This window comes from Brevundimonas albigilva (assembly GCF_023573565.1).
GTDB lineage: Bacteria > Pseudomonadota > Alphaproteobacteria > Caulobacterales > Caulobacteraceae > Brevundimonas > Brevundimonas albigilva.
Genome location: NZ_CP097649.1, coordinates 902,315 through 925,566, shown reverse-complemented (window position 1 = coordinate 925,566; position 23,252 = coordinate 902,315). Strand labels below are relative to the sequence as shown.

Sequence of the window (23,252 nt, the reverse complement as noted above, 5' to 3'; positions counted from 1 at the left end):
GCAGCGCAGCGGAGGACCGGGAGCGCGACTTTCTTGCCTCGCGAGGAAGGCCGTCAGGCCGGGGAAGAAAGTCGCGCGAACGGTTGCGGAAGCCGGACGGGCTTCGGTCAGATCAGGCCATTGAGAGGCCGCGCAAGGCTTGGCGCGTCGCAGGAGAGACGGCTGGTCACCGCCGCTTGAACCATGCGGCCAATCGCGGCGCTCGTAGGGATCGTGCCGCCAATGCCGGTGCATCCGCTCCGCCACCAAAGACGTGCCCAGGATTCACCGCTTCCGCGTCGTCGCAGCTGACGCGCGGCATGGCGACGGGCGCGGCCACGCCTGGCATGAATCTGAGGTGTCTCCTGCTATGAAGGGAACCTGAAGCAACTCCAGCTTCGTTCCCCTTCCGAGCGTTCCGTTCGAGGGACAGTCGCGGTGTCGTAAGCCAGCCGGATGAGGCGGCCGGAGCGTGCTCATCGGGAGTCAGAACAATGCGCAACTCCATCAAAATCGCTGGCTGCGGAGACAGCCCTCGGCGTCATCGCCGGTCTCGTGGCCACGAGGGTAACCGAGAGGGCGCAGACGGCGCTCTACCAGATCAAGCCGCCGAAAGTACGGGAAGAGGAAGTGCTGGAGCGACCATGCTCTTGATGATCGACGAAGGTCTGACGCCTGTGTTCGGCTACAGTGCTCCCAATCGAGACAACCCCCTGCTCACCCAGGCTAGAGGGGTCGCCGGGCACCTTCTCTTTGGCGCCGTCAACGCGGTGGTGACCGAGGCACTGTACCGCCTCGTCCGTCCCAAGGTAGCCGCTACAGAGCGAGCGCGGAGCATACATCGATGACCAAACATTATGATCTTGTGGTGATCGGGACCGGGACCGCCGCCATGGTCGGAGCCATGCGGGTTCGCGCTGCTGGTCGCAGCGTCGCGGTTGTCGATTTTCGTCCCTTTGGAGGCACGTGCGCGCTCCGGGGCTGCGATCCAAAAAAAATGCTGATCAGCGGGGCCAACGCCGTCGATCATACATGGCGGATGCGAGGCAGGGGTGTCGCCGGCGACGCCCGAATTGCTTGGGCCGACCTCATGGCCTTCAAGCGGGGTTTCACCGATCCCGTTCCCCAAAAGCACCAAGAGCGGTACTCTGAAAGAGGCATCGACACTTTTCATGGACGGGCGCGCCTCACCGGCCGCAACAGCCTTGAGGTGGGCGAGGAAACGCTGGAGTTTTCGAACCTGCTCATCGCCGCCGGAGCCGAACCCAGGAAACTCGGCATCCCGGGGGAAGAGCATCTGGTCACCAACGAGGGCTTCCTCGAGCTGGGTGACATGCCAAAGCGCATTGTGCTGGTCGGCGGAGGCTATATCGCGGCCGAGTTCTCCCACATCGCCGCGCGGGCTGGCGCCGAAGTCGTAATCCTCCAGCGTGGCGAGCGATTGCTTCCCCAGTTCGACCCGGACGTGGTCGGTTGGCTCATGGAAAGCTTTCGCCAACTCGGCGTTGACGTGCGCCTCGAAACGACAGTCCAGGCGGTCGAGCAGACGCGCGCAGGCTTTCGGGTTCACGCCCAGACGAAGGGGAAAGCCGTCGATGTCCATGCTGATCTGGTCATTCACGCCGCCGGACGAGGACCTGCGATCGACGATCTCGGCCTTGACGCCGCCGGGGTCGAGCATGAAGGAGGCCGCCTGAAGCTCAACGAATTTCTGCAGAGCGTTTCCAATCCAGCCGTCTATGCCGCGGGCGACGCAGCCCAGGTCGGTCCGCCGCTGACCCCCGTGTCCAGCCACGACGCCAAGGTCGTGGCGGCCAACATTTTGAACGGTAACTCCGAAAGGCCGAACTATCGCGGCGTCCCGAGCGTGGCCTTCACAATCCCGCCTATCGCGGCGGTCGGGCTGACGGAGAGGGACGCTAAGGATCAGGGTCTGCTCTACCGAGTCAAAAATCAGAAGGCCTCCGACTGGTTCACAGCACGCGCAGCGGCCGAACCCACCTTCGGCTTCAAGGTCTTGGTCGAGGAAGGGACGGAACGGGTGTTGGGCGCCCACCTCGTGGGCCCGAACGTGGACGAGGTCATCAATATTTTCGCTTTGGCGATCCGCCATGGACTGACTGCGGATGACCTCAAGACCACGATGTTCGCCTATCCGACGGGCGCATCGGATGTGGGCTACATGCTATGACGCTCAAGCGGTGTCGCGGTAGGTTCATGGCGCCATCCGCATCGCGGATTGGAGCGAAGGAGGGATCCCTTGGAGAGGCAGTCCGACACCATCCAGTTCACGGTGATCCGGGGCGACGGCGACTGGCGGGTGCTTCGCGATGGCCGACCCTCAGGGCATTTCGACTTCAGCGTCGACGCCATAGAGTCCGCGCTCGTGAAGGCGACGACGCTGATCGACAAGGGCGAGCAAGTGGAAGTCTTTGTCCAGGACGCGGCCGGCCAGTTGCGTCAGGTCGATCCGGTCGGCGGGGAAGTGCTCCACTAAGAGGACGGCGATTCCGACCTCGTCGCCTTTTAACCCGTCCACTCGAGTTCGAAATCCGGAGTGAGCGCGATCAAGCCTGTTTCGATCTGGTTCCAGGTCAGGCGGAGCGCCTTCAGATCTTCGGGCGTGAACAGGTGCGCATGGTGCGACGCCGCGCGCAGCTTCCCGGCCTGCTTCAGAAGATCGAACACCGCCTCTGGGTCGTCGAAACCAGCCTCGAAGATCGCCTGGAAATGCTCCGGATGGCTCATGATCCGCGCGTAGTGGGTGTAGTCGGCATGGTCGAAAACCTCGCCTCCCCGCTTCTTCCACTTCCCCAGCAAATCCTTGCAGTCGCACAGCGGCAGGCGCTCGTCCGCCCAGTCCTCACCGTAGGTCTCGGCCATCACGGCATCTAGAATTTCCCTCAAGGTCAGTTCGTAGCGGTGAACCAGAGTCTTGGCGCGCTTCACATGCGGCGGGGCCGAGTTGGCCTGAAGGCGGGCCTTCAGGCGACGGCGCTTCTCCGCCATCGTCAGGAGACGCCGTCTCGGCCAGTGCGCAAGCCGCAGTCCCGCCGCGTCGAGGAAACTGCGATAACCGGCCAGATTGGCGAACTGCGGCATCTCCGTGATGGAGAAGGCGCCGACCGCCTCTCGCACTCCCCGCGTCAGCCGGTCGCTCTCGGCGAACATGTCGGCCATCGCCGAGGCCCGCGCGAAGGCCTCGATCTGGGCGGGTCGCCCGATCGCCAGGGCGCTCGCGCCAAGACCACTGTCCGACAGTCGGAGGATGCGATCGACGAAACTGTCCGTCGGCGTCCTGAAGCGCTCGAGACCATCCGGCAAGGCGAAGCCGGCGGACAGTTGCGCGATCCGCTCGGCCTGCTCGATCAGGCCATTCGGAAACGCGGCGCGATAGACGCGGTCCGCGTCGGTCTGAGCCCTCATCAGGGCGCCGACGCCCTGCATCCGGTCCATGAACGGGTTACGACCCATCGCGGCCAAGGCCAGCGGGGTCTCCAGCTTCATGCGCTCGGCGATGCCGAGCACGCCGCTGGCCCGCAGCATATCGTGCTGTCGGCGGACGTCCTCAAAGGGATCGGCCATCCGTCTTGCGGCGTCCAGCGTCGCGCGCATGCTGGGCGGGATCAAATCACGCGGAAGGGTCATCGCTCGCCGCTTCGCGCAGATGGGCCAGCCGTTCCTCGCACACAGTCGTCGCCAGCGCGCGCAGCACCTCAACCCGCTGGGTCAACCAGGTCAGTTCCTCGACGCTGATCTTGTAGTGCTTGGAGTAACGAGCCTTCACATAGGCCTCGCGCAGCAGCTCGAAGCAGCGGCGCTCGAACTTGGTCTCGCGCGGCCAGGCCTCGGCCAGGCGGGCGTCGATCGCCTCGCACTTCTTGCGCAGGAAGGCGAGGTTGTGCGCCTTGCCGCTGTAGAGCGTCACAACCAGCAAAACGCAGTGGTAGAGGTGTTCAGCCGATTGATGAAGGTTGAACGCGGCGAGCTTAGGATCAGCGCCCTCGCCCATATAGAATTTCGCGCCACGAGCAAAGCTGGCCGAACTCTGCGTCCAATCTCCGAAGAACTCCTCCGCTTCCTTAAGGGCAACCTGAGCTTTCAGGTCAGCCGGCTTGCGCAGCTTGGCGCCGGGCGTGTCGAAGAGAACGATGCCCTCACGCACGATGTCGGCCCAGAAGTATCGCCCGCGGTCCAACTGCTCGTTCACGTCTTCCAGACTGTGCACGATAAGGCTCACCGGCGTGCGGATCAGGGTCTCGCCCGGCATCAGCTTGTTCTCGGCGTCATGCCAGAACTCGCCGTCGGTCAGATCCTCATGATCGACAACGATCAACAGATCGAAATCCGAGAAGTAGCGTCCGACCGGATCATGGACCCAATCGCCGCGCGCATACGATCCGTAGAGGATGATCTTGAGGATCTTGCCGTTCTTCAGCCGCTCGGCCCGACGGGTCGAGACGGTTTCGGCGAACGACTCGCGGATCACCTCGACCACCCGGCGCAGTTCCACCTGCTTGCGCGGCGGCAGATGATCGATCGAAGTCTTCATGACGCGAGTCTCGCGCAACGCGTGCATCGGGGCAAGGCGCGAAGCCTCAGTTCTGGATCAGGCGGATCAGGGTTCCGTCCGGGTCGATGAGCGCGCCGATCCGCATGCCCGACTCCTCGATCTTGGGCGCGTGCAATCGGGGTTGGCCCCAGCACGTCTCCGGCAGTCCGGTGCCAAGGCACACGGCGTAGAACGCGTCGAGATCGTCAAGCCGCAGGCAACAGCTGAAGTTGCTGGTCAGCGGATCAAGTTCCGGGTGCGGGAAGAACTCAAGCGTCAGCCCGCCCCGTTTCAGGATCATCCACCCTTCGTCGCGCCAGCCCTGCTGGAAGCCCAGTCGAGTGTAGAACTGGGACGTAGCTTCGAAATCCCGCGACGGCAGGTTGGGCGTGGCGTGATCGGTCACGGCGAACTCCGGAATGCAGCAGTGCCGCCTAAGCCTAGCCGCAACAGCCCTTTCCATCCACCTGGATCGGCGGACACGGCACGTCGGCATAGGAGCAGAACACGCAGCAATCGCCGGGTTGAGGCTTCAGCTTCACGCCGCAACCGAGGCAATCGTAAAACCAGATGCAGGCGTCGGTGGGCATGGTCTCGGTCGCGACGTGACCGCAGTGCGGGCAGGTCAGCGTCGATTCCAGAACGATGGCGGGGCTCATCGCATGGCCGCCAGTCGCGGCATGGCCCATGGTTCGATGTAGGGCTGCCAGGCCAGGGACAGGACGATCAGCAGGCTGGCGATCACCAGCAGCCAGAACGCCAGACGCGAGGGCCGGCGGCAGGATGCGTCCTTCCGACACATCCGCAGGCGACGCCAATGCAGCAGCCAGCCGGCGGCCAAGATGACGGCGGCCAGAAGCGTCAGCCAGGTTCGCGCGCCCGCGATGACCGCGGCGCCGGCGAAGGACACGCCCGCCACCGAGAGAGCCAGAGGCAGTACACAGCACGCGGCCCAGGCGAACACCGAGGCCACACCGCCGATGGCGGCCGAGGCGCTGACGGCGACCTCAGGAATGTTGGGCCGGTCTTGATCGATGGCCATGGGGCCTCCCGTTCGATTTCTGCTACAGGCTACAACCCGTAGCCGCTACGGGATCAAGAGCCATGTCCGCACGAAGTTTGACGATCGGGCGCCTCGCAGAGAGCGCCGGGGTGAACTTGGAAACGGTGCGCTACTACGAGCGGATCGGCCTGATGCCCGCCCCGGCCCGCACCGAGGGCGGACACAGGAGCTATGAGCCGGAACACGCCCAACGCCTGCGCTTCATCCGCCGGTCCCGCGAACTGGGATTCGGCATCGACGCCATTCGGCGGCTGATCGCGTTGAGTGAGCCGGGCGTCCAGGCCTGCTGCGAAGTCCGCGACATGGCCCAGGACCACATCGCCAGCGTGGACGCCAAAATCGCGGATCTGGAGCGGCTCCGGACGGTGCTTAAGCAGGCCGTCGCGGACTGCAGCGAAGGCGGGCGGGTTCGGTGTCCGGTGATCGCAGAACTCGGATCGATCGCATAGGTGATGACCTGCGCACCCTGTCGAGCCGGTAGGGTCCTGGCAATCACGCGCCGATGACGCCGAGGTGCTCAAGCAGGATCATCAGACCGAGCGCGACAAGCGCGAGCCCTCCCAGAAGCTCGGCGATCTTGCCAAAACGCTGGCCGACGGCCCGGCCAATCAGCATGCCGATCGTGGTCAGCAGGAAGGTCGTGACGCCGATTGAGGCCGCGATAACCCAGATATTGGCTCCGATGAAGGCCAGGCCGACGCCAACAGCCGCCGCGTCGATGCTGGTCCCGACCGCCATGGCGATCAGCGCCCAAGGTCCGGACCGGCGTGGGGCATCCTCAGCCAGGGGACGGGTCGCTTCCCAGATCATCTTGCCGCCAACAGCGGCGAGGAGGCCGAAGGCGATCCAATGATCCACGCGTTCGACGAGGCCTGCAGCGACCATGCCGAGCCCCCAGCCAATCACCGGGGTGATGGCCTCGATACACCCGAATACCAGGCCTGCCTTCACGGCGCCGGCCAGGTTCGGTCGATGCAAAGCACCACGCCCAACGGCGGCGGCGAAGGCGTCGGTAGACATGCTGAGAGACAGAACGGCGATGGCGACAGGAGTCATGACGAGCATCCACCCGGCAACGAACAGCGCTTCCCTCCCCGGCCGGTGCGGCGGTGGGACGCGCTGGTCTCGCTAGGCGGCGGTTCCGCTGGTCGGACCGCGCGCCGAAACGCGAGTGTGTTGATCCGACCCCGGCGATCAGACGCCGGAAGCTACTCCCCAACAGGAAGCGGCCTCATAGGAGGTGTCGCGCGCCGGTGCAAGATACTATAGGGGAGTATCCATGGCGCATACCTCCACGAACAAGAAGAAGCTCGTCGCGCGGGTCCGGAGGATCTCGGGTCAGCTCAGCGCAATAGAGCGCGCCATCGAGTCTGAAGCCGGGTGTTCGCAAATCCTGCAGCAGGTCGCGGCCGCGCGGGGCGCCATGGGCGGGCTTCTGGAAGAGTTGATTGAAGACCATCTGCGCCACCACGTCGCTCATCCCGATCTGAGCGAGGACGCCCGGCAGGGCGGCGCCGACGAGTTGATCGCCATCATTCGCCGCTATTCAAAGTAAGGCCCGCGCCATGTCCGCGTCCGAGACCGACTATCTGACCCACGACCACTATTTCCTCAGCCGTTCGCACGACGACAGCGCACGGCGAACGCTGTGGGTGGTCGGCCTGACGGCCGTCATGATGGTCGGGGAGATCATCGCCGGCCTGGTCTACGGCTCGATGGCCCTGCTGGCCGACGGCTTTCACATGGCGACCCACGCCGGCGCCCTGGCCGTTGCGGCCGGCGCCTACGCCTACGCCAAGCGGCATGCCGCCAACCGGCGCTTCAGCTTCGGGACCGGCAAGGTCGGGGACCTGGCGGGGTTCGCCTCGGCGCTGGTTCTGGGCATCGTGGCGCTCGGGATCGCGGGAGAGTCCATCGGCCGCCTGATCGATCCGCGCTCGGTCGCCTTCGGCCAGGCGACGCTGGTCGCCATCCTGGGTCTCGTGGTCAATCTGGTCAGCGCCGTCCTTCTGTCCGGCGGGGGGCACCACCACGGTCGTCATGGCCACGGGCATGGCCATCACCACGACCACGATCATCACGACGACCATGATCACCAGCACGGTCATGGCGGCCATCGCGACAACAACCTGCGCGCCGCCTACATCCATGTGCTGGCCGACGCCCTGACCTCGGTGCTGGCGATCATCGCCCTGCTTGCGGGCCGCTATGGGATGGGTCTGGCTAGACCCGCTGATGGGCATCGTCGGCGCGATCGTCATCGCCCGGTGGTCGTGGTCCCTGATGCGCGACACCGCCGCGGTGCTGCTCGACACAACGGACACCGCCATCGAGGCCGAGGTCCGCGAATTCGTCGAGGGGCCGGGCGACGGGCAAGGGTTGCAGGCACGCGAACTGCGCGCCTGAAACCCTGCCCGTCGGCGAGACCGGGGTAGCAAGGGCCAGGGCGGACCGGCCGGAGGGGGATCGCCCGGCCTGCACAAGCCGACGACGATGATGAAAATGAACAGCATGACCGCGCGGAAGGTCGGGGAGACCGGCCGGTCCGGCGGCGCAGCCGCTTCACCCTGACCCGCGCGAGGGCGGAGCCCTTAGCCTTCTGGGCGGCGTCCCGGCGTGCGCCTGTGGATGACGACGGCGGGCGCGCGAAGCCGGCTTGACCCCGCTTCGTGTTCTGCTTTTGTTCTTGCCATGCCCCTCCGCAAGACCGTCACCATCGAATGGCAGGACGCCGGCTCCAGCCGCGCCTATTTCGTGCGCCCGGGCAGCCGGTCGCGCGCGTGGATCTGGTTCCGGGACGGCGACGTGCCGGCCTTGGAGGAAACGTCCGCCCGCTTCGTGGTCGAGAAGCGCGGCGGACGCTGGGTCGCGGTCGAACGGGTGGACACCTGACCGCAGGGGTCGCCCATTGACGGCGGACGCCCGCGGGCCGATCAAGGCGGCTCGATTTCAAGGAGACCCGCGATGACCCTCAAGATCGCCGCCGCGGCGGCCGCCTTCCTCGCCCTCAGCGCCGGCGCGGTGCTCGCGGCGGAGGCCTGCGCCTGCTGCAAGGACATGGCCCCCGGCGCCGCCATGGAGTGCTGCGACGAGATGAACGCTCCGGCCCCGGCTCCGGACGCACCCGCCCCGGCTCCGGCGCCCGCTCCCGAAACGCCGCAGAGCGGCGGGCACGCAGGTCACACGCCCGGCTAAGCCGCGGCGTCATCGTCACCCAGGACCGCCATGAACCGTTCTCCGACCATCCTTGACCGCCGGTCCATCCTGAGCGGCCTGTCCCTCGCCGCCTTAGCCGCCCCGGCCCTCGCCGCGCCGCCGAAGCGGATGACCGCCTACAAGACGCCCTGGTGCGGCTGCTGCGGCGGCTGGATCGCCCACATGCGCCAGGCCGGCTGGACCGTCGAGGTCGTCGAGCGCGAAGATCTCGCGCCGACCCGGGCGCAACATGGCGTTCCGGACCGGCTGGCCTCCTGCCACACGGCGGTCGTCGGCCCCTATGCGATCGAGGGCCATGTTCCGGCCGGCGACGTCGACCGGCTGCTCAGCGAACGCCCCGCCGCCCGGGCGCTGAGCGCCCCCGGCATGCCGGCTGGCTCGCCGGGCATGGAAGCCGCCGGGCGCGAACCCTATACGACCGTCCTGATCCTCAACGATGGTTCAACCCGCGTGTTCGGCCGCCACAACGGCGCCTGACGCCCGAGGCGTCGCGGGTGCGTTCCTGTCCGCAGCCGCCAGCCTGACGCGCGACGGGTTGAGCCAGCTCTGCACCGGCCGGTCGAAGCCATAGCGGAACACCGCCGCGGCCGCGAAGGCGCCGATGAAACCGATCGACCACAGCGCCCAGCGAACCCCCGACGACAGGGCGTCCTGGCCCAGGGCGTCGAGCAGGCCGAACCAAACGATACGGGTGACCTCATTGGTCAGGAACATCGAGAACGACATCAGGGCCAGATGTTCGATCAGGCGTGACGGCCTGCGCACCGATACGGCCCCGGCGGCCCAGATGATCACGGTCATCAGGCCCAGCGACAACAGGCTGAAGGCGCCGAAGGCCTGAAGGATGACAAGCGCGATGGCGGCGCCGACCCCGATCGCGCCGGCCAGACGGGATGCGACATAGACGCGTGAACCGTAGAAGGCCGCCGCGACCCCGAGCAGGAACAGCGGCAAGGCGCGCAGGACGCCGTAGCGCATCGGCAGGCGGTAGATCGGATCGCCGAGCCACAGCGAGGCCGCGAGGTCGGCGCCGACGACCAGCAGCGTCGCGCCGATCACCACGGCGATCGGCGGCCAGCGCCACAGGGCCCGGCAGATCCAGGGCAGCAGGAGGTAGCAGGCAATCAGGGCCGAGAGCGTCCAGGTCGGGGCGTTCCACCCCTGCCCGCCCGGCACGCCCAAGGCCTGGAGCAGCAGCACCTGGGCCGGCAGCTGCGACCAGTCGAACCAGCGCGGGTTGCTGGGCGCGATCCCCGCCAGAGCCGCGCCGCCGACGAGGACGACGAGGATAAGGCTGACGACGAGGTGGGCCGGAATGACCCGCAGCAGCCGCTGGCGCGCATAGGCGCGCAGCGACGCCTGACCGGCGGCGAGCCGGTCGCCGTAGATGCGCGCCAGGACGTAACCGGAGTCGATGATGAAGAAGTCGGTGAGCAGATAGCCGCGGTCGATCACCGGATGCAGCTGGGGCAGCGGGACCGGCGAGGCCTCGCGGAAATGGTAGAGGATGATCAGCGCCCCGACGATGAAGCGGAGCGCGTCGAGCCAGCCGCCGCGGGCGATGCGCGGTGGGCGGGACTTCATCGGCGCGGCGTCGCTGCGGACCATGGGCGCAGCCTAGTCCGCAACGGGGCAAGGAATGGTTATCAGCGCGGGCCGCTCACTTCGCCACCGACCCGGGCTTTGGCCCCGGCCGTGTGATCATGGGCGTAGCCGCCGTCGTCACTCAGGCTTCTTCCCCCGCTCTCGTTTCGGCCCGGGAGTCGCGGAGGATGTCGACGCCGCCCTTCACCGCGATGCCGGCCACGATTAGGCCCACGACCAGATCCGGCCAGGGCTGATCCAGCCACAGGACCAGGCCACCCGCGATCAGGATGCCGCCGTTGGAGGCGAAATCGTTGAAGCTGAAGGTCTCGGCGGCCTTCATGTTCACATCCTCGCTGCGTTGGCGCCGGATCAGTTCCAGGCACACCAGGTTCACGATGGCGGCGACCACCGCCATGCCCATCATCGTCCAGCCTATGGGCTCCGTCCCCATCAGCGTTCGTCTCAGCACGTCCAGCAGGACGCCCGCAGCGAAGATCAGCAGCAGGATTCCGGAGGCCCGGGCGGCGCGGGTCTTCCAGATCAGGGCGCGGCCCACCGCCAGAAAGCTGATGAGGTAGACGGCGGAGTCAGACGCATTGTCCAGGGCATTGGCCAGCAGAGCGCTGGAATCGGCGAGCAAGCCGCCGATCCCGAGCCCTACAAACAGGGCGGCGTTGAGGATCAACACCACCAGCAGGGTGCGGCGCTGGACGCCTTCCGTCTCGTCTCGTTCGCTCATCAATCCTCGATCCCTTCCGCCTTGCGATGCTTCACCGCCTTGGCGGCGAAGGTGGGCAACACCAGCAGTGTCAACGCAGTCGCCGTCAAAAGGCCCCCGATGACCACTGTGGCCAATGGTTTCTGGACCTCGGCCCCGGCCCCGTGGGCGATGGCCATGGGAATAAAGCCCACGATGGCCACCAGGGCGGTGGTCAGAACCGCCCGCAGGCGGCTGGACGCCCCTTCGATCGCGGCCTCACGCGGCGCCAGGCCCGCCGTCAGCCGCTCGCGGATGGCCTGCATCAGCACCAGGCCATTCAGGGTCGCCACCCCCGAGACGGCGATGAAGCCGACCGCCGCCGAGACGGAGAAGGGCATGCCGCGCAAGAGCAGCGCCAGGGCCCCGCCGACCAAGGCGAGCGGGACGCAGGCGAACACCAGACCGGCTTCAGCGAATGAGCCGAGGGCCATGAAAAGCAGGACCCCGATGAGGATGAATACGATCGGAACCACGAGGCCCAGACGCTGTTCGGCGCGCTTGAGATTCTCGAACTGACCGCCCCAATCGAGCCGGACGCCCGGCGGAAGATCGATCCGCTCCACCCGCGTCTGCGCATCCGTGACGAAACCGCCGAGATCCCGGCCGCGGACGTTGGCCTGCACCACCATGCGCCGACTGCCGTTGTCGCGGCTGATCTGGTTGGGCCCCTCGGCGGTCTGGATGCGCGCCACCGAGGACAGGGGCACCACCACGCCGGTCGAGGAGACGATCGGCAGGGCGGCCAGGCTGGTTGGATCGTTGCGGGTCGCCTCGGGCAGACGGACGACAACGTCGAAGCGCCGATCCCCTTCGAAGATGCGTCCAGCCTCTGTTCCGCCGATGGCGGTGGAGACCGCCTCCGAGACGTCCGCCGCCGACAGGCCGTAGTTGGCCGCCGCGAAGCGGTCGACGCTGACCGTCAGCGTCGGCAACCCCGACGCCTGTTCCACTCGAACGTCGGCGGAACCCGGTGTTTCCTCCAATGCGCGAGCCACCTGCTCGCCGACCCTCTGCAGGGTGTCGAAGTCGTCGCCGTAGACCAGCACCGCCAAATCGGTCCGGACGCCGGAGATCAGTTCGTTGAAGCGCAGTTCGATCGGCTGGCTGAACTCGAAATTATTGCCGATCTGCTGACTAACCGCCTCCTCAATGCGCTCGATGAGCGCCTCCTTTTCGAGGCCCGGGTCTGGCCAGTCGCCTCGGTCCTTGAGGATGATCACGCTGTCGGAGATGTTACGCGGCATGGGATCGACGGCGGCCTCCGCCGTGCCGGTGCGCGAGAACACCGTCTCCACCTCGGGCTGGGCCTTGACGACCCGCTCGAGGGCCATCTGCATAGCCAAGGACTGGTCCAGCGAAGCGGACGGCACCCGCAGGGCCTGCATGGCGATATCGCCCTCATCGAGGGTGGGAATGAACTCCCGGCCGAGGGTGGCGAAGGCCAGACTGCCGACGACCAAGGCGCCCAGGGCCGAGGCGAGCACGACACGGGGCTTGTCTACGGCGGCGCTGATCGCGGGTTGGATCCAGCGGCGGGCGAAGCGCAGGACGCGGGTTTCGTGCTCCTGCACGCGGTCGTTGGCGTCGAGGTGGGCGCTTTTCGGGTCGCGTACCAGCAGCGCAGTCATGGCCGGGACGAAGGTGAAGGAGAAGATGAAGGCGCCGACCAGGGCGAGCATGACGGTCGCCCCCATGGGAATGAAGGTCTTACCCTCCACGCCCTCGAGCATCAGCAGGGGGGTGAAGACCAGCAGAATGATCAGCTGGCCGAAGGCGGCCGGCTTCACCATCTGCCGGGCCGCGGCCATGGCGACGTCCAGTCGTTCGTGACGGCTGAGCATGCGGCCCAATTCCGCGCGCCGCCGGGTCATCATCAGCAGGGTATTCTCCACCACCACCACCGCCCCGTCGACCATCAGGCCGAAGTCGAGGGCGCCGAGGCTCATCAGGTTTCCGCTGATGCCGAAGCGGTTCATGCCGATGACGGCGAACAGGAAGCTGATCGGGATCATCAGGGCGGTGATGCTCGCCGCCCGCAGGTTCCCCAGCAGCAGGAACAGCACGACGATGACGAGCAGGGCGCCTTCGGTCAGATTGCGCGCCACCGTGCCGATGGTGGAGTTCACCAGGGCGCTTCGGTCGAGCACGGTCACCGCCTCGATCCCGGGGGGCAGGGTCTCGCGCACCTCCTCGAGGCGCTCTCCGGCGGCCTGGGCCACGGTGCGGCTGTTGCCGCCGGCGATCATCAAGGCCGTGCCGAGCACCGACTCGTGGCCATCGCGGCTCGCGCCGCCCAGCCGCGGAGCTTGCCCGACCTCGACCGACGCCACATCGGCGACGCGCACCACCAGGCCGCCCCGGTTGACGACCGGGGCCTGGGCAAGATCCTCGACGGTGGAGGCCAGGGCGTCGGTCCGGACGGTCAGCGCCTCGCCGCCGCGCTGGACGTAGCCGGCTCCGGCCTGGGTGTTGGCCCGCTCCAGGGCCGTGACGAGGTCGCCCAGCCCCAGCCCATACGCTGACAGGCGGGCGGCGTCGGGGCGGACGGCGTATTCCTTCACATAGCCGCCGATGGTGTCGACGCCGGCGAGCCCGGGCGTCGTCCGCATCTGCGGCGCGACGATCCAGTCCTGAACAGTGCGCAGGTAGGTGGCGCGCGCCTCGGGCGTGGTCAACCGCTCCCCCTCGGGGGTCAGGTAGACACCGCCTGGCTGCCAGCCGGGTTGTCCCGGCCGGGCGAGGTTGCGGCTGTTGAACGGCAGATAGTCCACGGTCCACATCAGGACCTCGCCGAGGCCGGTGGTGATCGGCGCCAATGCCGGCTCCACGCCCTCGGGCATGCTTTCGCGCGCCTGGGCGAGGCGTTCGGCCACCTGCTGGCGCGCGAAATAGATGTCCGTCTGGTCGGTGAAGATGACCGTGATCTGGCTGAAGCCGTTGCGGCTCAACGAGCGAGTGCTGGTCAGTCCGGGAATGCCGGCCATGGCCGTCTCGAGCGGATAGGTGACCTGCCGCTCGATCTGTTCCGGCGCGAGCGCCGGGGCGACGGTGGTGATCTGGACCTGCCGGTTGGTGATGTCCGGAACGGCGTCGATCGGCAGCTTGGTCAGTTCGAACAGACCGAGCGCGGCGACCAGCGCGGTCGCCAACACAACGAACCAGCGGAAGCGCACCGAGGCTTCAATGATGGATTTGAACATGCCGCGCCTCAGTCGTCATCGCCGGCCTCGCCCTTGGCGAGTTCGGCTTTCAAGAGAAAGGCGTTGGCGGCGGCGATGCGTTCACCCTCGTCGAGGCCGCGCAGGATCTCCGTGCGCCCTCCCGCCTGACGACCGGCCAGCACCGGGACGGCCCGGAAGCCGCCCTGGACCTGAACGAACACGACCGTCGCGCCTTCGATGGTCTGCACGGCTTCGCTGGGGACCGTCAGGCCGCCGGGGACGGCATCGCCCGTAACGATGGCGCCGGTGACGGCGGATCCCGTCGGCGGCAGCGACACGCCCGACGGCCGGGCGCGAATGATCGTCGCGCCGCTCTCGGCGCCGGCGCCGGGCGCCACGCCGGTGACGACGGCTTCGAATTCCCCGTTGGGCCCGGTCGCCCTCAGGCGCGATCCGGCGCGGACCTGGGCGGCCAGAGCCGGCGGCGCGTTGAAGACCAGTTCAATCCGCGCGGGGTTGGTGACCTCGGCGACGACGCCGCCCTGGGGGACAAAGCCTCCGGGGCCGACCTGCACCGAGGTGACGACGCCCGAAATCGGGCTGGTCACGCTCAGCCGTCCCGAAGCGTTTGGCGATCCGGCCGCCGAAGCCCTGGCGCGGGCGGCGCGCGCCGACGCCTCGGCGCTGAGCGACTGGGCTCGGGAGGTCTCCACCTCCTGCCGGGCCACCACGCCCTGGTCGGCCAGGTTGCGATCGCGGTGATAGGCCTGGCGCGCGGCTTCGGCCTGCGCCACCGCCGCGTCGGCGTCGGCGCGGAAGGTCGCGGCGTCGCCGCTGACCAATGTGGCGAGGGCCTGACCGGCGCGCACGGACTGCCCCGGCGCGACGAGCACGCGCTCGACCCGGCCGCCGACCGAGGCGGCCACGGCGGCGCGCGCATCGACCATGGGCTCGACGCGTCCCGCCAGCCGGGTCTCTGACCCGCCGCCGGCGCCGACGGCGACCACGGCGATGCCGGCGGCGCGGATCTGTTCGGCCGTGAGCGCCACGACGCCTTCGGGGGCCTCGGCGCCCTCGCCTTCCGCGTGCCCCTCCTCTTCCGCGTGACCGGCCTCGCCCTCGGCGGCCGGCCGCGCGTCGCGATTGAGAGCCAGGAACAGCCCGCCGCCTCCGAGCAGGACGACGGCGGCGACGCCGCCAATGAGCAGCGTTCTGTTGGATTGCGGCTTGCGCATTATTGGCCCCCTCCGAAGGGTGCGCGCGCTTGCAGGCGCGCGAGATCGATTTCGGCGCGGACGCGCGCCAGGCGGGCGTCGACGGCGGCGTTGCGGGCGGTGATGAGGGCGGCGCGGGTTCCGCGCAGCTCCAGTTGCGAGATGCGGCCGGCCTCGAAGCCGATCCGGGACAGGCGATAGGCTTCCTCGGATGAGGTCACGCCGGCGTCGGCGGCCGCGACGCGGCTCACCGAGGCGTTCAGCCGGGCGACCGCGGCCTGACCGTCGGCCTCGGCCTCCTGGCGCGCGCCGGCCAGGCGGGCGTCCGCGGCGCGGAACTCGGCCTGGGCCGCGTCGATATTGCCGCGGTTCCGGTCGAACAGGGGCAGCGGCATGCTGATGCCGAAGGTCAGCGCTGTCGCATCCTCGGCTTCGTAACGCCGAACGCCGACGCTGGCGCTGACGTCGGGCCGCGCGCGCACTCGCTCGACGGCGATCCGCCGTTCGGCCGCTTCGCGTTCGGCCTCGGCGACGCGAACGGCCGGCGCCCCGGGAGCGGCTTCGATGGCCGTCCGGGTCGGCGCGTCGTCCAGCAGGCTGTCGACGATCGAGGTGACCGGCGCGGGCAGCATCGCGACAGCCGTCAGGCGGGCGAACGCCGCGTCCCGCTCGGCCTGCGCCTCGTCACGGGTCGCGCGGGCCGCCGCCGCCTCGCTCTCGGCCTGGATGCCGCGCAGCATGGGCTCGCGTCCCTCCTCCACGAGCACCAGGGCGGCGCGGGCGTCCGCGATGGTCAGGCTGAGCGCCTCCTCGGCCAGGGCGAAGCGCCGCTCGGCGGCTTCCGCTTCGGCGTAGGCGAGTGCGAGCCGTCCGGCGGCGTCGACGACCGCCTGATCGCGACGCAGCGAAGCCGTTCCGGCCTCCGCCCGCGCCACCTCGACCCGGGCGCCGCGCCGGCCCCACAGTTCGAGGTCCTGGGTGAGCGAGAGCGTGGTCTCGGCGTTGTCGTAGCCGGAAAAGGGACCGCTGCCGAAGGCGTTCTCCGCCTCGAGGGCGGCGGTCGAGTTGGGCCGCACGCGCGCCTGGCGCACCCGGGCCTCGGCCGCTTCGAGCAAGGCGTCGGCCTCGGCCGCGGAGGGGCTGGCCCCTATGCGCTCAAGCAGGGTCCGGAAGGATGGCGCGGGATCGGCCCAGGCCGGGCCGGTCAAGGCGGTCGTCAGGGCGACCACAGCGCAGCCGACCGCGAAAGGCGGCAAGCGGCGAATAGGGGATGGCATGTCTCATGTCCCGGAAGGTTGACGTGAAGGGCGCGCGCGAACGCGAGGTCACGTCAGGTTCTGGGCGGGCGCATGGGACCGGCGGGCATCCGGGAGGCCGGCGCCTGATCGAGCGATGGCGCCAAGGGCGCGCGATCGAGGGCCATCGACCTCATGTCGTCAATCGCCGGCGGCGCGGTAATGCCGCAATGGTGGCAATGGCCGTGGGCGCAGGCGACCTGACCTGCTGCGTCCTTGCGTTCGCCGTGACCTGTATCGGACACAGCGACGACGTCCGACGCGGCCAGGCCTTGCAAGCTTCCGGTCTCGGGTGCGCAGGCGAAGGCGTCGGCTGCGGAAACCAGGACGAACAGGGCCAGGAACGACGCGAGCAGCGCCGCCATCCACCCATGCCTAGTCGAGGGAAACCCCATGCCGTCCCATAACACGGTGCGCCGCGACATCAATCGCCTCATCGTCGCACCGCCCGATACAGAGAGATGGATCCGGTGGCGGTCGGGATGACATCGAGCACTTGAACCTGTGTGAAGCCGGCCTCGGCCATCAGCGTAGGCAGAACGCCGTCGGCGTTCGGTTGGGTGTTTTCGTAGCCGTCCAGAGACTGCACCAGGCGGAAGAGCACGCGCATCGCACCCGACTGGCGGCCGTAGTCCGCGACATGCAGCGTTCCGCCCGGCTTGAGCGCCCGCAGGCTCGCGGCGAGGCCCGCTCGCTTCTCGGCCATGGGCAGCTGATGGAAGACCAAGCTGGAGACCACCTTGTCGGCGGCGTCCTCGCCCAGGAGCGCCGCCACATCGCGCGAAAACCCCTGGATGAAACGGACGGCCTGACCTGCAGCGGCCGTCTTCGTCTCGGCCCGCCTGAGGATGTCGCCGTCGGGATCGAGGCCGAAGATGCGCGCGTCCGGCGCCCGGTTCGCCATGGCGATCGCGAATGAGCCGGTTCCACATCCAAGATCGATGATCGTCTCGCCAGGGGACGGAGCCACCTGTTCGAGAAGGCGGCTCCGCCACAGCGGTTCCCGGGTCAAAAGCGCGATGGCCGGATCATACAGCCCGCTCAGGGCTGTATGGCCGAGCGCGGGGGTGAAGTTCGCGGTCACGCGGCGGCCTTCAGTTCTTCGCGGGACTGACGAATGATCGACCAGCCGGATTGCAGGAAGACCACCGCCAGGATCGCGCCGGCGATCAGGTCGGGCCAGCGAGAGGCGGTCAACCAGACGGCCACGCCCGTGGCCGCGACCACCAGGCTCTGGATCAGGTCGTTGCGCGTGCACAGCCAGACCGAACGGACATTGGCGTCGCCTTCGCGATGGCGGACCAGCAGCAGCGCGGCCAGGGCGTTGGCGAAAAAGCCCAGGGCGCCCAGGCCGGTGATGACGACGCCTTCCGGGGGCGCCCCCGAGGTCGCCCGCCAGATCGCGTAGCCAAGGATGAACAGCGCCAGCGCCGCGAGGCTGGCGCCCTTGATGATGGCGGCCCCGGATCTCACGGCGACCGAGCGCCCGATCACGGCCAGGCTGATGCCGTAGGTGGCGGCGTCGGCCAGGAAGTCGAGGGCGTTGGCACCCAGCGAGGCCGAGCCCTGCAGGGCCGCGCCGCCGGCGATGGCCAGGAAGGCGGCGCCGTTGATAGCGATCACCGCCATCAGGATGCGGCGATAGGCCGGCGTGGCGCCGTCGAACTTGACGGCCGCGCCGCAGCCGCAGCCGGCGGCCGCCGGTTCGGGGGACGAGAGGGAGTCAGTCATCGAAGTCCGCCTTTCACCACGAGAATGCATCCTCCAGTCGCTCGAGGATCAAGAACAAAAATGGATGCCTCGCCCAAAAAGACGCGGTTTGGCGGAACCGACTTGATCCTCTAGTAGCTAGAGGACGCACAATCGGACGAAATCCACAGGAGGCCTCATGATCACGATGCACCCGTCGCGACGCGGTCCCAGCCGCATGCGGGCGATCGCCTTCTCGTTCTTCATGCTGATCGCCGCTCTGGATCAGGCCGCCAAGGCCGCGGCTCGCGCCCGACTCGAGAGCCCGGTGGACCTCACGCCGTTCCTCGCGCTGCGTTTGGGATTCAATCCCGGCGTCACCTTTGGCCTGTTCGCAGACTCGGGCGCGGTGGGACGATGGGCCCTGAGCGCCGTGGCATTCCTGATCATCGGCGTCCTGCTGACCTGGATCTGGCGTACGCGAAGCGCCGTCACGGCGGTCGCGGCGAGCCTCATCGCCGGTGGAGCGCTCGGGAACCTGCTCGATCGTCTGCGCTCCGGCGCGGTGACGGATTTCATCGATCTTCATTGGGGCGACGCGCACTGGCCGACCTTCAACCTCGCCGATGCGGCCATTGTTTGCGGCGTGGCGCTGCTCCTCCTGACCGTCCGGGGCTCGGACGGCCGCCCGGCGACGTCGACCCTGGGACGGGCGGCGCGATGACCTTTTCCGCCGAACAGAAGGCGATCGCCGTCCGTTCGGGGTTGGCGATTCTCATCACCGCTGCGGCGGTGGCGTCAGCTTGGCTATGGCTTTCGCCACGTCTCCTGGGCGCCGCGCCGGACATGGCGACAGCTGATCGGCTGGCCTACGCCCTGAAGGCGGACCTCCTCGTTTTCCTGTGGCTCGCCGGTTGTTTGAGGGCCGTGGCGAGCATCCGGTTCCGGTCCGACGCCGACCGGCCGGGTTCCGCCTATGCGGCGCCCAGCTCGAGGCTCGCCGTGCCTGCCGCCGTGCTTCAGAACACCCTGGAGCAGACGGTCCTGGCGGTGGGCGCCCACCTGGTGCTCGCCACCGTGCTGCGCGGCGAGGAGATGGTCGTGCTGCCGGTGCTGGTCGCCCTCTATCTGATCGGCCGCGTGTTGTTCGCCCACGGTTATGCCCGGGGCGCGGCGGCCAGGGCCTTCGGCATGGCCCTTACCGGCGCTTCCACGATCGCCGCCTTCGGCGCCGCCATCGTCCTCATGGGGCTGGGCCGATGATCCTTTTCCGTCCTGCGCCTGCCGCCCTTCAGCCCGCTGCTGCGAGATGATGCGATGACCCTGCCCTCCCCGGCCTCGTCCGGCCTGCGCCCTATCGGCAAGCTCGCCGCGGCCACCGGCGTCAAGGTCCCGACCATCCGCTTCTACGAGGAGATCGGCCTGCTTCCCGCCGCCCCGCGCACCGCCAGCGACCGGCGGATGTATGACGACGCGGCGGAACGCCGCCTGTCGTTCATTCGGCATGCACGGCAATTGGGCTTCGATCTGGACTCGATCCGCTCCCTGCTGGATCTGTCCGATCACCCTGATCGGCCCTGCGCCGAAGCCAGCATCCTCGCCGAACGTCATCTGGCGGAGGTGACGCATAAGATCGCCCGACTCCGGGCCCTGCAACGCGAGCTTTCGCGGATGACGGCGGAATGTGCCGGCGGCCGCGTGTCCGCCTGCAAGGTGATCGAAGCCCTGCACGATCCCTCGGCGCCGGTTTGAAGACGAACCCGACCCGGGTTTGCACCGCTCCTCGGCCTCGCCGTGCAGGTCGGCGCTGAAGGTCAGAACGGGCCCGGGATGATGCAGGAGCCATTGGGTCACCGCGACGTTTTGAGTAATCCCGCGGCCCTCGTCGCGCTCCCTTCGTCCATGGAGGACTTCGATGGCGCATCGATCGACACAGCGACACGCCGATCAGACGTTCGCCCTTTTGACGGACCCGTACAGGCGCATCTCCCGCCTGTTCGAGCAGGCCGGCGCGGACGCAATCGAGACCCGTCTGGCGCTGAAGGAGACGGCCTGTCTGAGAGGGCGTGAAGCGGCCCAGGTCTTCTACGACGAGACCCGCATCTCGCGCGCGGGCGCCATGCCGGCGCCTGTCCGACGCACACTGCTCGGCGAAGGCGGCGTCCAGGGCCTGGATGGCGAAGCGCACCGCGCCCGCAAACGCGTGTTCATCGCTCTTATGTCGCCGGAACGGATCGCGCGGCTGGGCGACCTGTTCGAGGCGGAATGGCGACGCGCGGCCGTTGAATGGGCTGGCCAGGAAGAGATCGTGCTGTACGACGCCCTGCAGCCGGTGCTCACCCGCGCCGTCTGCCGCTGGGCGGGGGTGCCGCTGAATCCCGACGACGAAGCGAAACGGGTCAGTCACCTCAGGGCGCTGTTTGACGCGGCAGGATCGCGGGGGCCTCGCCACCTGTGGTCGAGGTACGCGCGGCGACGCGTCGACGCCTGGCTGGCCTCGATCATCGAGGGCATTCGCGCCGGACGACTGGCGCCGGATCCAGACACCGCCGCCTACGCCTGGGCCTGGGCGAGCGCGGATGATGGCGAACCGTTGGCGGCCCGGACGGCGGCGGTCGAACTGGCCAATGTGCTGAGGCCGACCGTGGCGACCTCGGTCTATATCGTGTTTGTGGCGCACGCGATGCAGGCGCACCCCGCGGCGGCCCGTCTGGCCACCGCGGACGCCGGCCGCCGCCGCGCCTTCGTTCAGGAGGTGCGACGCCTTTATCCGTTTTTCCCGGCGGTGATCGGGCGTGTGCGCGCGCCGTTTCGCTGGCGCAACCTTGACTTCCCGGTGGGTCGGCAGGTGATCCTCGATCTCTATGGCTCCAATCACGATCCTGCCGTCTGGACCGATCCCGACGAATTCCGGCCAGAGCGTTTCATCGACGGCTCCGGGGACGCGTTCGGCCTGATTCCCCAAGGCGGCGGGAACGCCCTGACCGGTCACCGTTGTCCCGGCGAAAGCATCGTCGTCGAATTGATGGAGCGGGCCCTCGGCATGCTCGCCGGCCTGAACTACCGGCTGCCGGCTCAGGATCTGGAGATCGACTTCCGCCGCCTTCCGGCCCTCCCCAGGAGCGGGTTCCGAATGATGACGCGTCGGACTTCCCCGCGTAAGGGCGGCGCCTGATGTTTGCTCATGCGGGTGGCCGGCGCCTTCGTCCCTCTTTCACTTACAGCGAAGGCTGACGCGATGGCTTCGATGACATCCTATGACCTGGTGATAATCGGCGGCGGGCCGGGCGGGTACCCCTGCGCCATCCGGGCGAGCCAGCTCGGCATGTCGGTGGCGGTTATCGACGACCGGGAACTCCTCGGTGGAACCTGCCTGAACATCGGGTGCATTCCGTCAAAGGCGCTGCTGCAGGCCACAGAGCGGCTGGAGATGGCCCGCAATCTCGAGGCTTTCGGCGTCCTGGTCGACAATGTGCGGGCCGACCTTGCAGGCGTCATGCGGCACAAGGCCAGGGTCGTGACGGAGCTTGGTGAAGGGGTCGCCTACCTCCTGCGCAAGAACAAGGTCACCCGCCTGCAGGGCCGCGGCCGGCTGCTGTCGCGCGACCGTGTGGAAGTGAGCGCCCCGGACGGCAGCTTCGAGGTGCAGGTCCGCAAGGCGATCGTGCTCGCCAGCGGATCGAAAGCGGCGACGTTGCCGGACCTGCCCATCGACGAGCAGCGGATCGTCACCTCGGCGGGCGCCCTCAGCCTGACGGCGGCGCCGCGCCATCTGGCGGTGATCGGCGGCGGCTATGTCGGACTGGAGCTGGGCTCCGTCTGGCGCCGTCTCGGCAGCGAGGTCACCGTCGTCGAGGTGCTCGACCGGATCGCGTCCGGCGTTGATTCAGAGATGTCGACGGCGCTGCACAAGGTGCTCGAGGCCCAGGGCTTCCAATTCTGCCTGGCGCACAAGGTGGTCGGATCGCGAATGGAGGCGGACGACGTCGTCCTTGAGGTCGAGCCCATGGGAGACGGCGCGCGAGGAACCATCAAGGCCGATGTCGTGCTCGTGTCCATTGGCCGACGTCCCGCCACCGACGGACTCGATCTGGAGACGGTCGGCATCAAGCCGGACCCAAGGGGCTATATTCCGGTCGACGACGGCTTTCGAACCAGCGCCGAAGGGGTCTACGCCATCGGCGATGTCATCGGCGGCGCCATGCTGGCCCACAAGGCGGAGGAAGAAGGGATCGCCCTTGCCGAGCGCCTTGCCGGCGCCGCGGGCCATGTCGACTACGGAACGATCCCGGCCGTCGTCTACACCTGGCCGGAACTGGCCTCAGTCGGGCGCACCGAGGACGACCTCAAGGCGGCCGGCGTGGCCTATCGCGTCGGGCGCTTTCCGTTCTCGGCAAACGCCATGGCCAAGGCGCGGTTGGAGAAGAACGGGCTGGTCAAGGTGTTGGCGGACGCCGGCACGGACAGGATTCTCGGCGTGCACATCCTGGGGCCGGACGCGGGCAGCCTGATCCATGAAGCGGTCGCCGTCATGCAATTCGGCGCGGCGGCCGAAGACGTGGCGCGGACGAGCCATGCGCATCCGACGCTTCCGGAAGCCTTGCGCGAGGCATGCCTGGCTGTGGCCGACCGCACGATCCACCTGTAACGACCGCCCGTCGCGTGGCTGCCCGGGCTGGCCGCGCGGCGCCGAGGCGTCCCGGCGGGCGTAGAGGACCCGTAGCCGCCTACGAGCC

27 protein-coding genes are annotated in these 23,252 nt (G+C 68.2%); 13 read left to right on the top strand and 14 right to left on the bottom strand.

Annotated elements, in window-relative coordinates; translation table 11 throughout:
* Positions 1–823: 823 nt before the first annotated feature.
* Entirely contained in the window at positions 824–2,170 is a 1,347-nt protein-coding gene (locus M8231_RS04540; protein WP_248119741.1) for a dihydrolipoyl dehydrogenase family protein, read from the top strand.
* 69 nt (positions 2,171–2,239) lie between these two features.
* Positions 2,240–2,476, top strand: a complete 237-nt coding sequence (locus tag M8231_RS04535) for a DUF2188 domain-containing protein (protein WP_054765692.1) — start codon at positions 2,240–2,242, stop codon at positions 2,474–2,476.
* Between the two features lie 29 nt (positions 2,477–2,505).
* Here the strand turns inward: M8231_RS04535 and M8231_RS04530 are convergent, their stop codons facing one another.
* Genes M8231_RS04530 through M8231_RS04510 form a run of 5 tightly spaced genes read right to left on the bottom strand, consistent with a single transcriptional unit; the run spans position 2,506 to position 5,573 of the window.
* Positions 2,506–3,627, bottom strand: a complete 1,122-nt coding sequence (locus M8231_RS04530) for a hypothetical protein (protein WP_054765691.1) — start codon at positions 3,625–3,627, stop codon at positions 2,506–2,508.
* Positions 3,611–4,531, bottom strand: coding sequence for a HEPN domain-containing protein (locus M8231_RS04525; protein ID WP_066625035.1), 921 nt, complete (start codon positions 4,529–4,531; stop codon positions 3,611–3,613). Before M8231_RS04525 ends, M8231_RS04530 begins: the two co-directional genes overlap by 17 nt.
* Positions 4,532–4,577: 46 nt before the next feature.
* Positions 4,578–4,937, bottom strand: a complete 360-nt coding sequence (locus tag M8231_RS04520) for a bleomycin resistance protein (protein ID WP_054765689.1) — start codon at positions 4,935–4,937, stop codon at positions 4,578–4,580.
* A 34-nt stretch (positions 4,938–4,971) separates the two neighbouring features.
* Positions 4,972–5,190: a GDCCVxC domain-containing (seleno)protein gene (locus tag M8231_RS04515; protein ID WP_054765688.1), complete on the bottom strand. Its 219-nt coding sequence runs from the start codon at positions 5,188–5,190 to the stop codon at positions 4,972–4,974.
* Complete coding sequence (locus M8231_RS04510) at positions 5,187–5,573, bottom strand: MFS transporter permease (RefSeq protein ID WP_066624881.1); 387 nt, start codon at positions 5,571–5,573, stop codon at positions 5,187–5,189. The genes M8231_RS04515 and M8231_RS04510 overlap by 4 nt, the downstream gene beginning before the upstream one ends.
* Before the next feature lie 110 nt (positions 5,574–5,683).
* On the opposite strand from M8231_RS04510, the gene M8231_RS04505 reads away from it, so the two are divergent.
* Positions 5,684–6,043 (top strand): MerR family transcriptional regulator, encoded by a 360-nt coding sequence (locus M8231_RS04505; protein WP_248119735.1) that lies wholly within the window; start codon positions 5,684–5,686, stop codon positions 6,041–6,043.
* A 43-nt stretch (positions 6,044–6,086) separates the two neighbouring features.
* Here M8231_RS04505 and M8231_RS04500 read toward each other — a convergent pair whose 3' ends face one another.
* Positions 6,087–6,650 (bottom strand): manganese efflux pump MntP, encoded by a 564-nt coding sequence (locus M8231_RS04500; RefSeq protein WP_054766931.1) that lies wholly within the window; start codon positions 6,648–6,650, stop codon positions 6,087–6,089.
* Between the two features lie 223 nt (positions 6,651–6,873).
* Here M8231_RS04500 and M8231_RS04495 point away from each other — a divergent pair, with 223 nt between their 5' ends.
* The 5 genes from M8231_RS04495 (at position 6,874) to M8231_RS04475 (ending at position 9,287) form a co-directional block, all read left to right on the top strand.
* On the top strand, positions 6,874–7,149 hold the full coding sequence (locus M8231_RS04495; protein WP_054765685.1) for a metal/formaldehyde-sensitive transcriptional repressor: 276 nt from the start codon (positions 6,874–6,876) through the stop codon (positions 7,147–7,149).
* A 10-nt stretch (positions 7,150–7,159) separates the two neighbouring features.
* On the top strand, positions 7,160–8,029 hold the full coding sequence (dmeF, locus tag M8231_RS04490; RefSeq protein WP_248119732.1) for a CDF family Co(II)/Ni(II) efflux transporter DmeF: 870 nt from the start codon (positions 7,160–7,162) through the stop codon (positions 8,027–8,029).
* Positions 8,030–8,285: 256 nt separating this feature from the next.
* On the top strand, positions 8,286–8,486 hold the full coding sequence (locus tag M8231_RS04485) for a hypothetical protein (protein WP_250202358.1): 201 nt from the start codon (positions 8,286–8,288) through the stop codon (positions 8,484–8,486).
* A 72-nt stretch (positions 8,487–8,558) separates the two neighbouring features.
* The gene (locus tag M8231_RS04480; RefSeq protein WP_054765671.1) at positions 8,559–8,789 is read left to right on the top strand and encodes a hypothetical protein; all 231 of its coding nucleotides are present in this window, start codon (positions 8,559–8,561) and stop codon (positions 8,787–8,789) included.
* Between the two features lie 30 nt (positions 8,790–8,819).
* Positions 8,820–9,287: a DUF411 domain-containing protein gene (locus M8231_RS04475; protein ID WP_201462388.1), complete on the top strand. Its 468-nt coding sequence runs from the start codon at positions 8,820–8,822 to the stop codon at positions 9,285–9,287.
* On the opposite strand, the gene M8231_RS04470 is transcribed toward M8231_RS04475, so the two are convergent.
* From M8231_RS04470 to M8231_RS04435, 8 genes are all read right to left on the bottom strand, one after another.
* Complete coding sequence (locus M8231_RS04470; protein ID WP_250202357.1) at positions 9,252–10,418, bottom strand: acyltransferase family protein; 1,167 nt, start codon at positions 10,416–10,418, stop codon at positions 9,252–9,254. The two genes, M8231_RS04475 and M8231_RS04470, sit on opposite strands and share 36 nt — an antisense overlap.
* Positions 10,419–10,536: 118 nt before the next feature.
* Entirely contained in the window at positions 10,537–11,136 is a 600-nt protein-coding gene (locus M8231_RS04465; RefSeq protein WP_250202356.1) for a cation efflux transmembrane domain-containing protein, read from the bottom strand.
* On the bottom strand, positions 11,136–14,357 hold the full coding sequence (locus tag M8231_RS04460) for an efflux RND transporter permease subunit (RefSeq protein WP_201462386.1): 3,222 nt from the start codon (positions 14,355–14,357) through the stop codon (positions 11,136–11,138). The genes M8231_RS04465 and M8231_RS04460 overlap by 1 nt, the downstream gene beginning before the upstream one ends.
* Positions 14,358–14,365: 8 nt before the next feature.
* The gene (locus M8231_RS04455) at positions 14,366–15,553 is read right to left on the bottom strand and encodes an efflux RND transporter periplasmic adaptor subunit (protein WP_066624849.1); all 1,188 of its coding nucleotides are present in this window, start codon (positions 15,551–15,553) and stop codon (positions 14,366–14,368) included.
* On the bottom strand, positions 15,553–16,809 hold the full coding sequence (locus tag M8231_RS04450) for a TolC family protein (protein WP_250202355.1): 1,257 nt from the start codon (positions 16,807–16,809) through the stop codon (positions 15,553–15,555). The genes M8231_RS04455 and M8231_RS04450 overlap by 1 nt, the downstream gene beginning before the upstream one ends.
* Positions 16,810–16,862: 53 nt before the next feature.
* Positions 16,863–17,192 (bottom strand): hypothetical protein, encoded by a 330-nt coding sequence (locus M8231_RS04445; RefSeq protein WP_066624846.1) that lies wholly within the window; start codon positions 17,190–17,192, stop codon positions 16,863–16,865.
* Positions 17,193–17,260: 68 nt separating this feature from the next.
* Positions 17,261–17,911, bottom strand: a complete 651-nt coding sequence (locus M8231_RS04440) for a class I SAM-dependent methyltransferase (RefSeq protein WP_054765663.1) — start codon at positions 17,909–17,911, stop codon at positions 17,261–17,263.
* The gene (locus M8231_RS04435) at positions 17,908–18,558 is read right to left on the bottom strand and encodes a cation efflux transmembrane domain-containing protein (RefSeq protein WP_054765662.1); all 651 of its coding nucleotides are present in this window, start codon (positions 18,556–18,558) and stop codon (positions 17,908–17,910) included. The genes M8231_RS04440 and M8231_RS04435 overlap by 4 nt, the downstream gene beginning before the upstream one ends.
* Before the next feature lie 157 nt (positions 18,559–18,715).
* Here M8231_RS04435 and lspA point away from each other — a divergent pair, with 157 nt between their 5' ends.
* The 5 genes from lspA to lpdA all read left to right on the top strand — a co-directional run bounded on the left by lspA (position 18,716) and on the right by lpdA (position 23,164).
* Positions 18,716–19,240 carry a signal peptidase II gene (gene lspA, locus M8231_RS04430; protein WP_082382684.1) on the top strand — a complete coding sequence of 175 codons (525 nt, stop codon included), beginning with the start codon at positions 18,716–18,718 and terminating at the stop codon, positions 19,238–19,240.
* Complete coding sequence (locus tag M8231_RS04425) at positions 19,237–19,779, top strand: MAPEG family protein (protein WP_054765661.1); 543 nt, start codon at positions 19,237–19,239, stop codon at positions 19,777–19,779. Before lspA ends, M8231_RS04425 begins: the two co-directional genes overlap by 4 nt.
* A 54-nt stretch (positions 19,780–19,833) precedes the next feature.
* Positions 19,834–20,268, top strand: coding sequence for a MerR family transcriptional regulator (locus M8231_RS04420; protein WP_054765660.1), 435 nt, complete (start codon positions 19,834–19,836; stop codon positions 20,266–20,268).
* Between the two features lie 163 nt (positions 20,269–20,431).
* The gene (locus tag M8231_RS04415; RefSeq protein WP_201462384.1) at positions 20,432–21,691 is read left to right on the top strand and encodes a cytochrome P450; all 1,260 of its coding nucleotides are present in this window, start codon (positions 20,432–20,434) and stop codon (positions 21,689–21,691) included.
* Positions 21,692–21,763: 72 nt separating this feature from the next.
* Positions 21,764–23,164 (top strand): dihydrolipoyl dehydrogenase, encoded by a 1,401-nt coding sequence (lpdA, locus tag M8231_RS04410; protein WP_197273300.1) that lies wholly within the window; start codon positions 21,764–21,766, stop codon positions 23,162–23,164.
* The last annotated feature ends 88 nt before the right edge of the window (positions 23,165–23,252 follow it).

Bases quoted from the DNA above. Each gene is read 5' to 3' on its own strand.
- dmeF (WP_248119732.1), top strand. From the start codon at position 7,160: ATGTCCGCGTCCGAGACCGACTATCTGACCCACGACCACTATTTCCTC.
- M8231_RS04460 (WP_201462386.1), bottom strand. From the start codon at position 14,357: ATGTTCAAATCCATCATTGAAGCCTCGGTGCGCTTCCGCTGGTTCGTT.
- M8231_RS04515 (WP_054765688.1), bottom strand. From the start codon at position 5,190: ATGAGCCCCGCCATCGTTCTGGAATCGACGCTGACCTGCCCGCACTGC.
- M8231_RS04450 (WP_250202355.1), bottom strand. From the start codon at position 16,809: ATGCCATCCCCTATTCGCCGCTTGCCGCCTTTCGCGGTCGGCTGCGCT.
- M8231_RS04540 (WP_248119741.1), top strand. From the start codon at position 824: ATGACCAAACATTATGATCTTGTGGTGATCGGGACCGGGACCGCCGCC.
- M8231_RS04445 (WP_066624846.1), bottom strand. From the start codon at position 17,192: ATGGCGGCGCTGCTCGCGTCGTTCCTGGCCCTGTTCGTCCTGGTTTCC.
- M8231_RS04475 (WP_201462388.1), top strand. From the start codon at position 8,820: ATGAACCGTTCTCCGACCATCCTTGACCGCCGGTCCATCCTGAGCGGC.
- lpdA (WP_197273300.1), top strand. From the start codon at position 21,764: ATGACATCCTATGACCTGGTGATAATCGGCGGCGGGCCGGGCGGGTAC.
- M8231_RS04465 (WP_250202356.1), bottom strand. From the start codon at position 11,136: ATGAGCGAACGAGACGAGACGGAAGGCGTCCAGCGCCGCACCCTGCTG.
- lspA (WP_082382684.1), top strand. From the start codon at position 18,716: ATGATCACGATGCACCCGTCGCGACGCGGTCCCAGCCGCATGCGGGCG.
- M8231_RS04455 (WP_066624849.1), bottom strand. From the start codon at position 15,553: ATGCGCAAGCCGCAATCCAACAGAACGCTGCTCATTGGCGGCGTCGCC.
- M8231_RS04470 (WP_250202357.1), bottom strand. From the start codon at position 10,418: ATGGTCCGCAGCGACGCCGCGCCGATGAAGTCCCGCCCACCGCGCATC.
- M8231_RS04495 (WP_054765685.1), top strand. From the start codon at position 6,874: ATGGCGCATACCTCCACGAACAAGAAGAAGCTCGTCGCGCGGGTCCGG.
- M8231_RS04485 (WP_250202358.1), top strand. From the start codon at position 8,286: ATGCCCCTCCGCAAGACCGTCACCATCGAATGGCAGGACGCCGGCTCC.
- M8231_RS04480 (WP_054765671.1), top strand. From the start codon at position 8,559: ATGACCCTCAAGATCGCCGCCGCGGCGGCCGCCTTCCTCGCCCTCAGC.
- M8231_RS04425 (WP_054765661.1), top strand. From the start codon at position 19,237: ATGACCTTTTCCGCCGAACAGAAGGCGATCGCCGTCCGTTCGGGGTTG.
- M8231_RS04420 (WP_054765660.1), top strand. From the start codon at position 19,834: ATGACCCTGCCCTCCCCGGCCTCGTCCGGCCTGCGCCCTATCGGCAAG.
- M8231_RS04500 (WP_054766931.1), bottom strand. From the start codon at position 6,650: ATGACTCCTGTCGCCATCGCCGTTCTGTCTCTCAGCATGTCTACCGAC.
- M8231_RS04435 (WP_054765662.1), bottom strand. From the start codon at position 18,558: ATGACTGACTCCCTCTCGTCCCCCGAACCGGCGGCCGCCGGCTGCGGC.
- M8231_RS04415 (WP_201462384.1), top strand. From the start codon at position 20,432: ATGGCGCATCGATCGACACAGCGACACGCCGATCAGACGTTCGCCCTT.
- M8231_RS04530 (WP_054765691.1), bottom strand. From the start codon at position 3,627: ATGACCCTTCCGCGTGATTTGATCCCGCCCAGCATGCGCGCGACGCTG.
- M8231_RS04525 (WP_066625035.1), bottom strand. From the start codon at position 4,531: ATGAAGACTTCGATCGATCATCTGCCGCCGCGCAAGCAGGTGGAACTG.
- M8231_RS04510 (WP_066624881.1), bottom strand. From the start codon at position 5,573: ATGGCCATCGATCAAGACCGGCCCAACATTCCTGAGGTCGCCGTCAGC.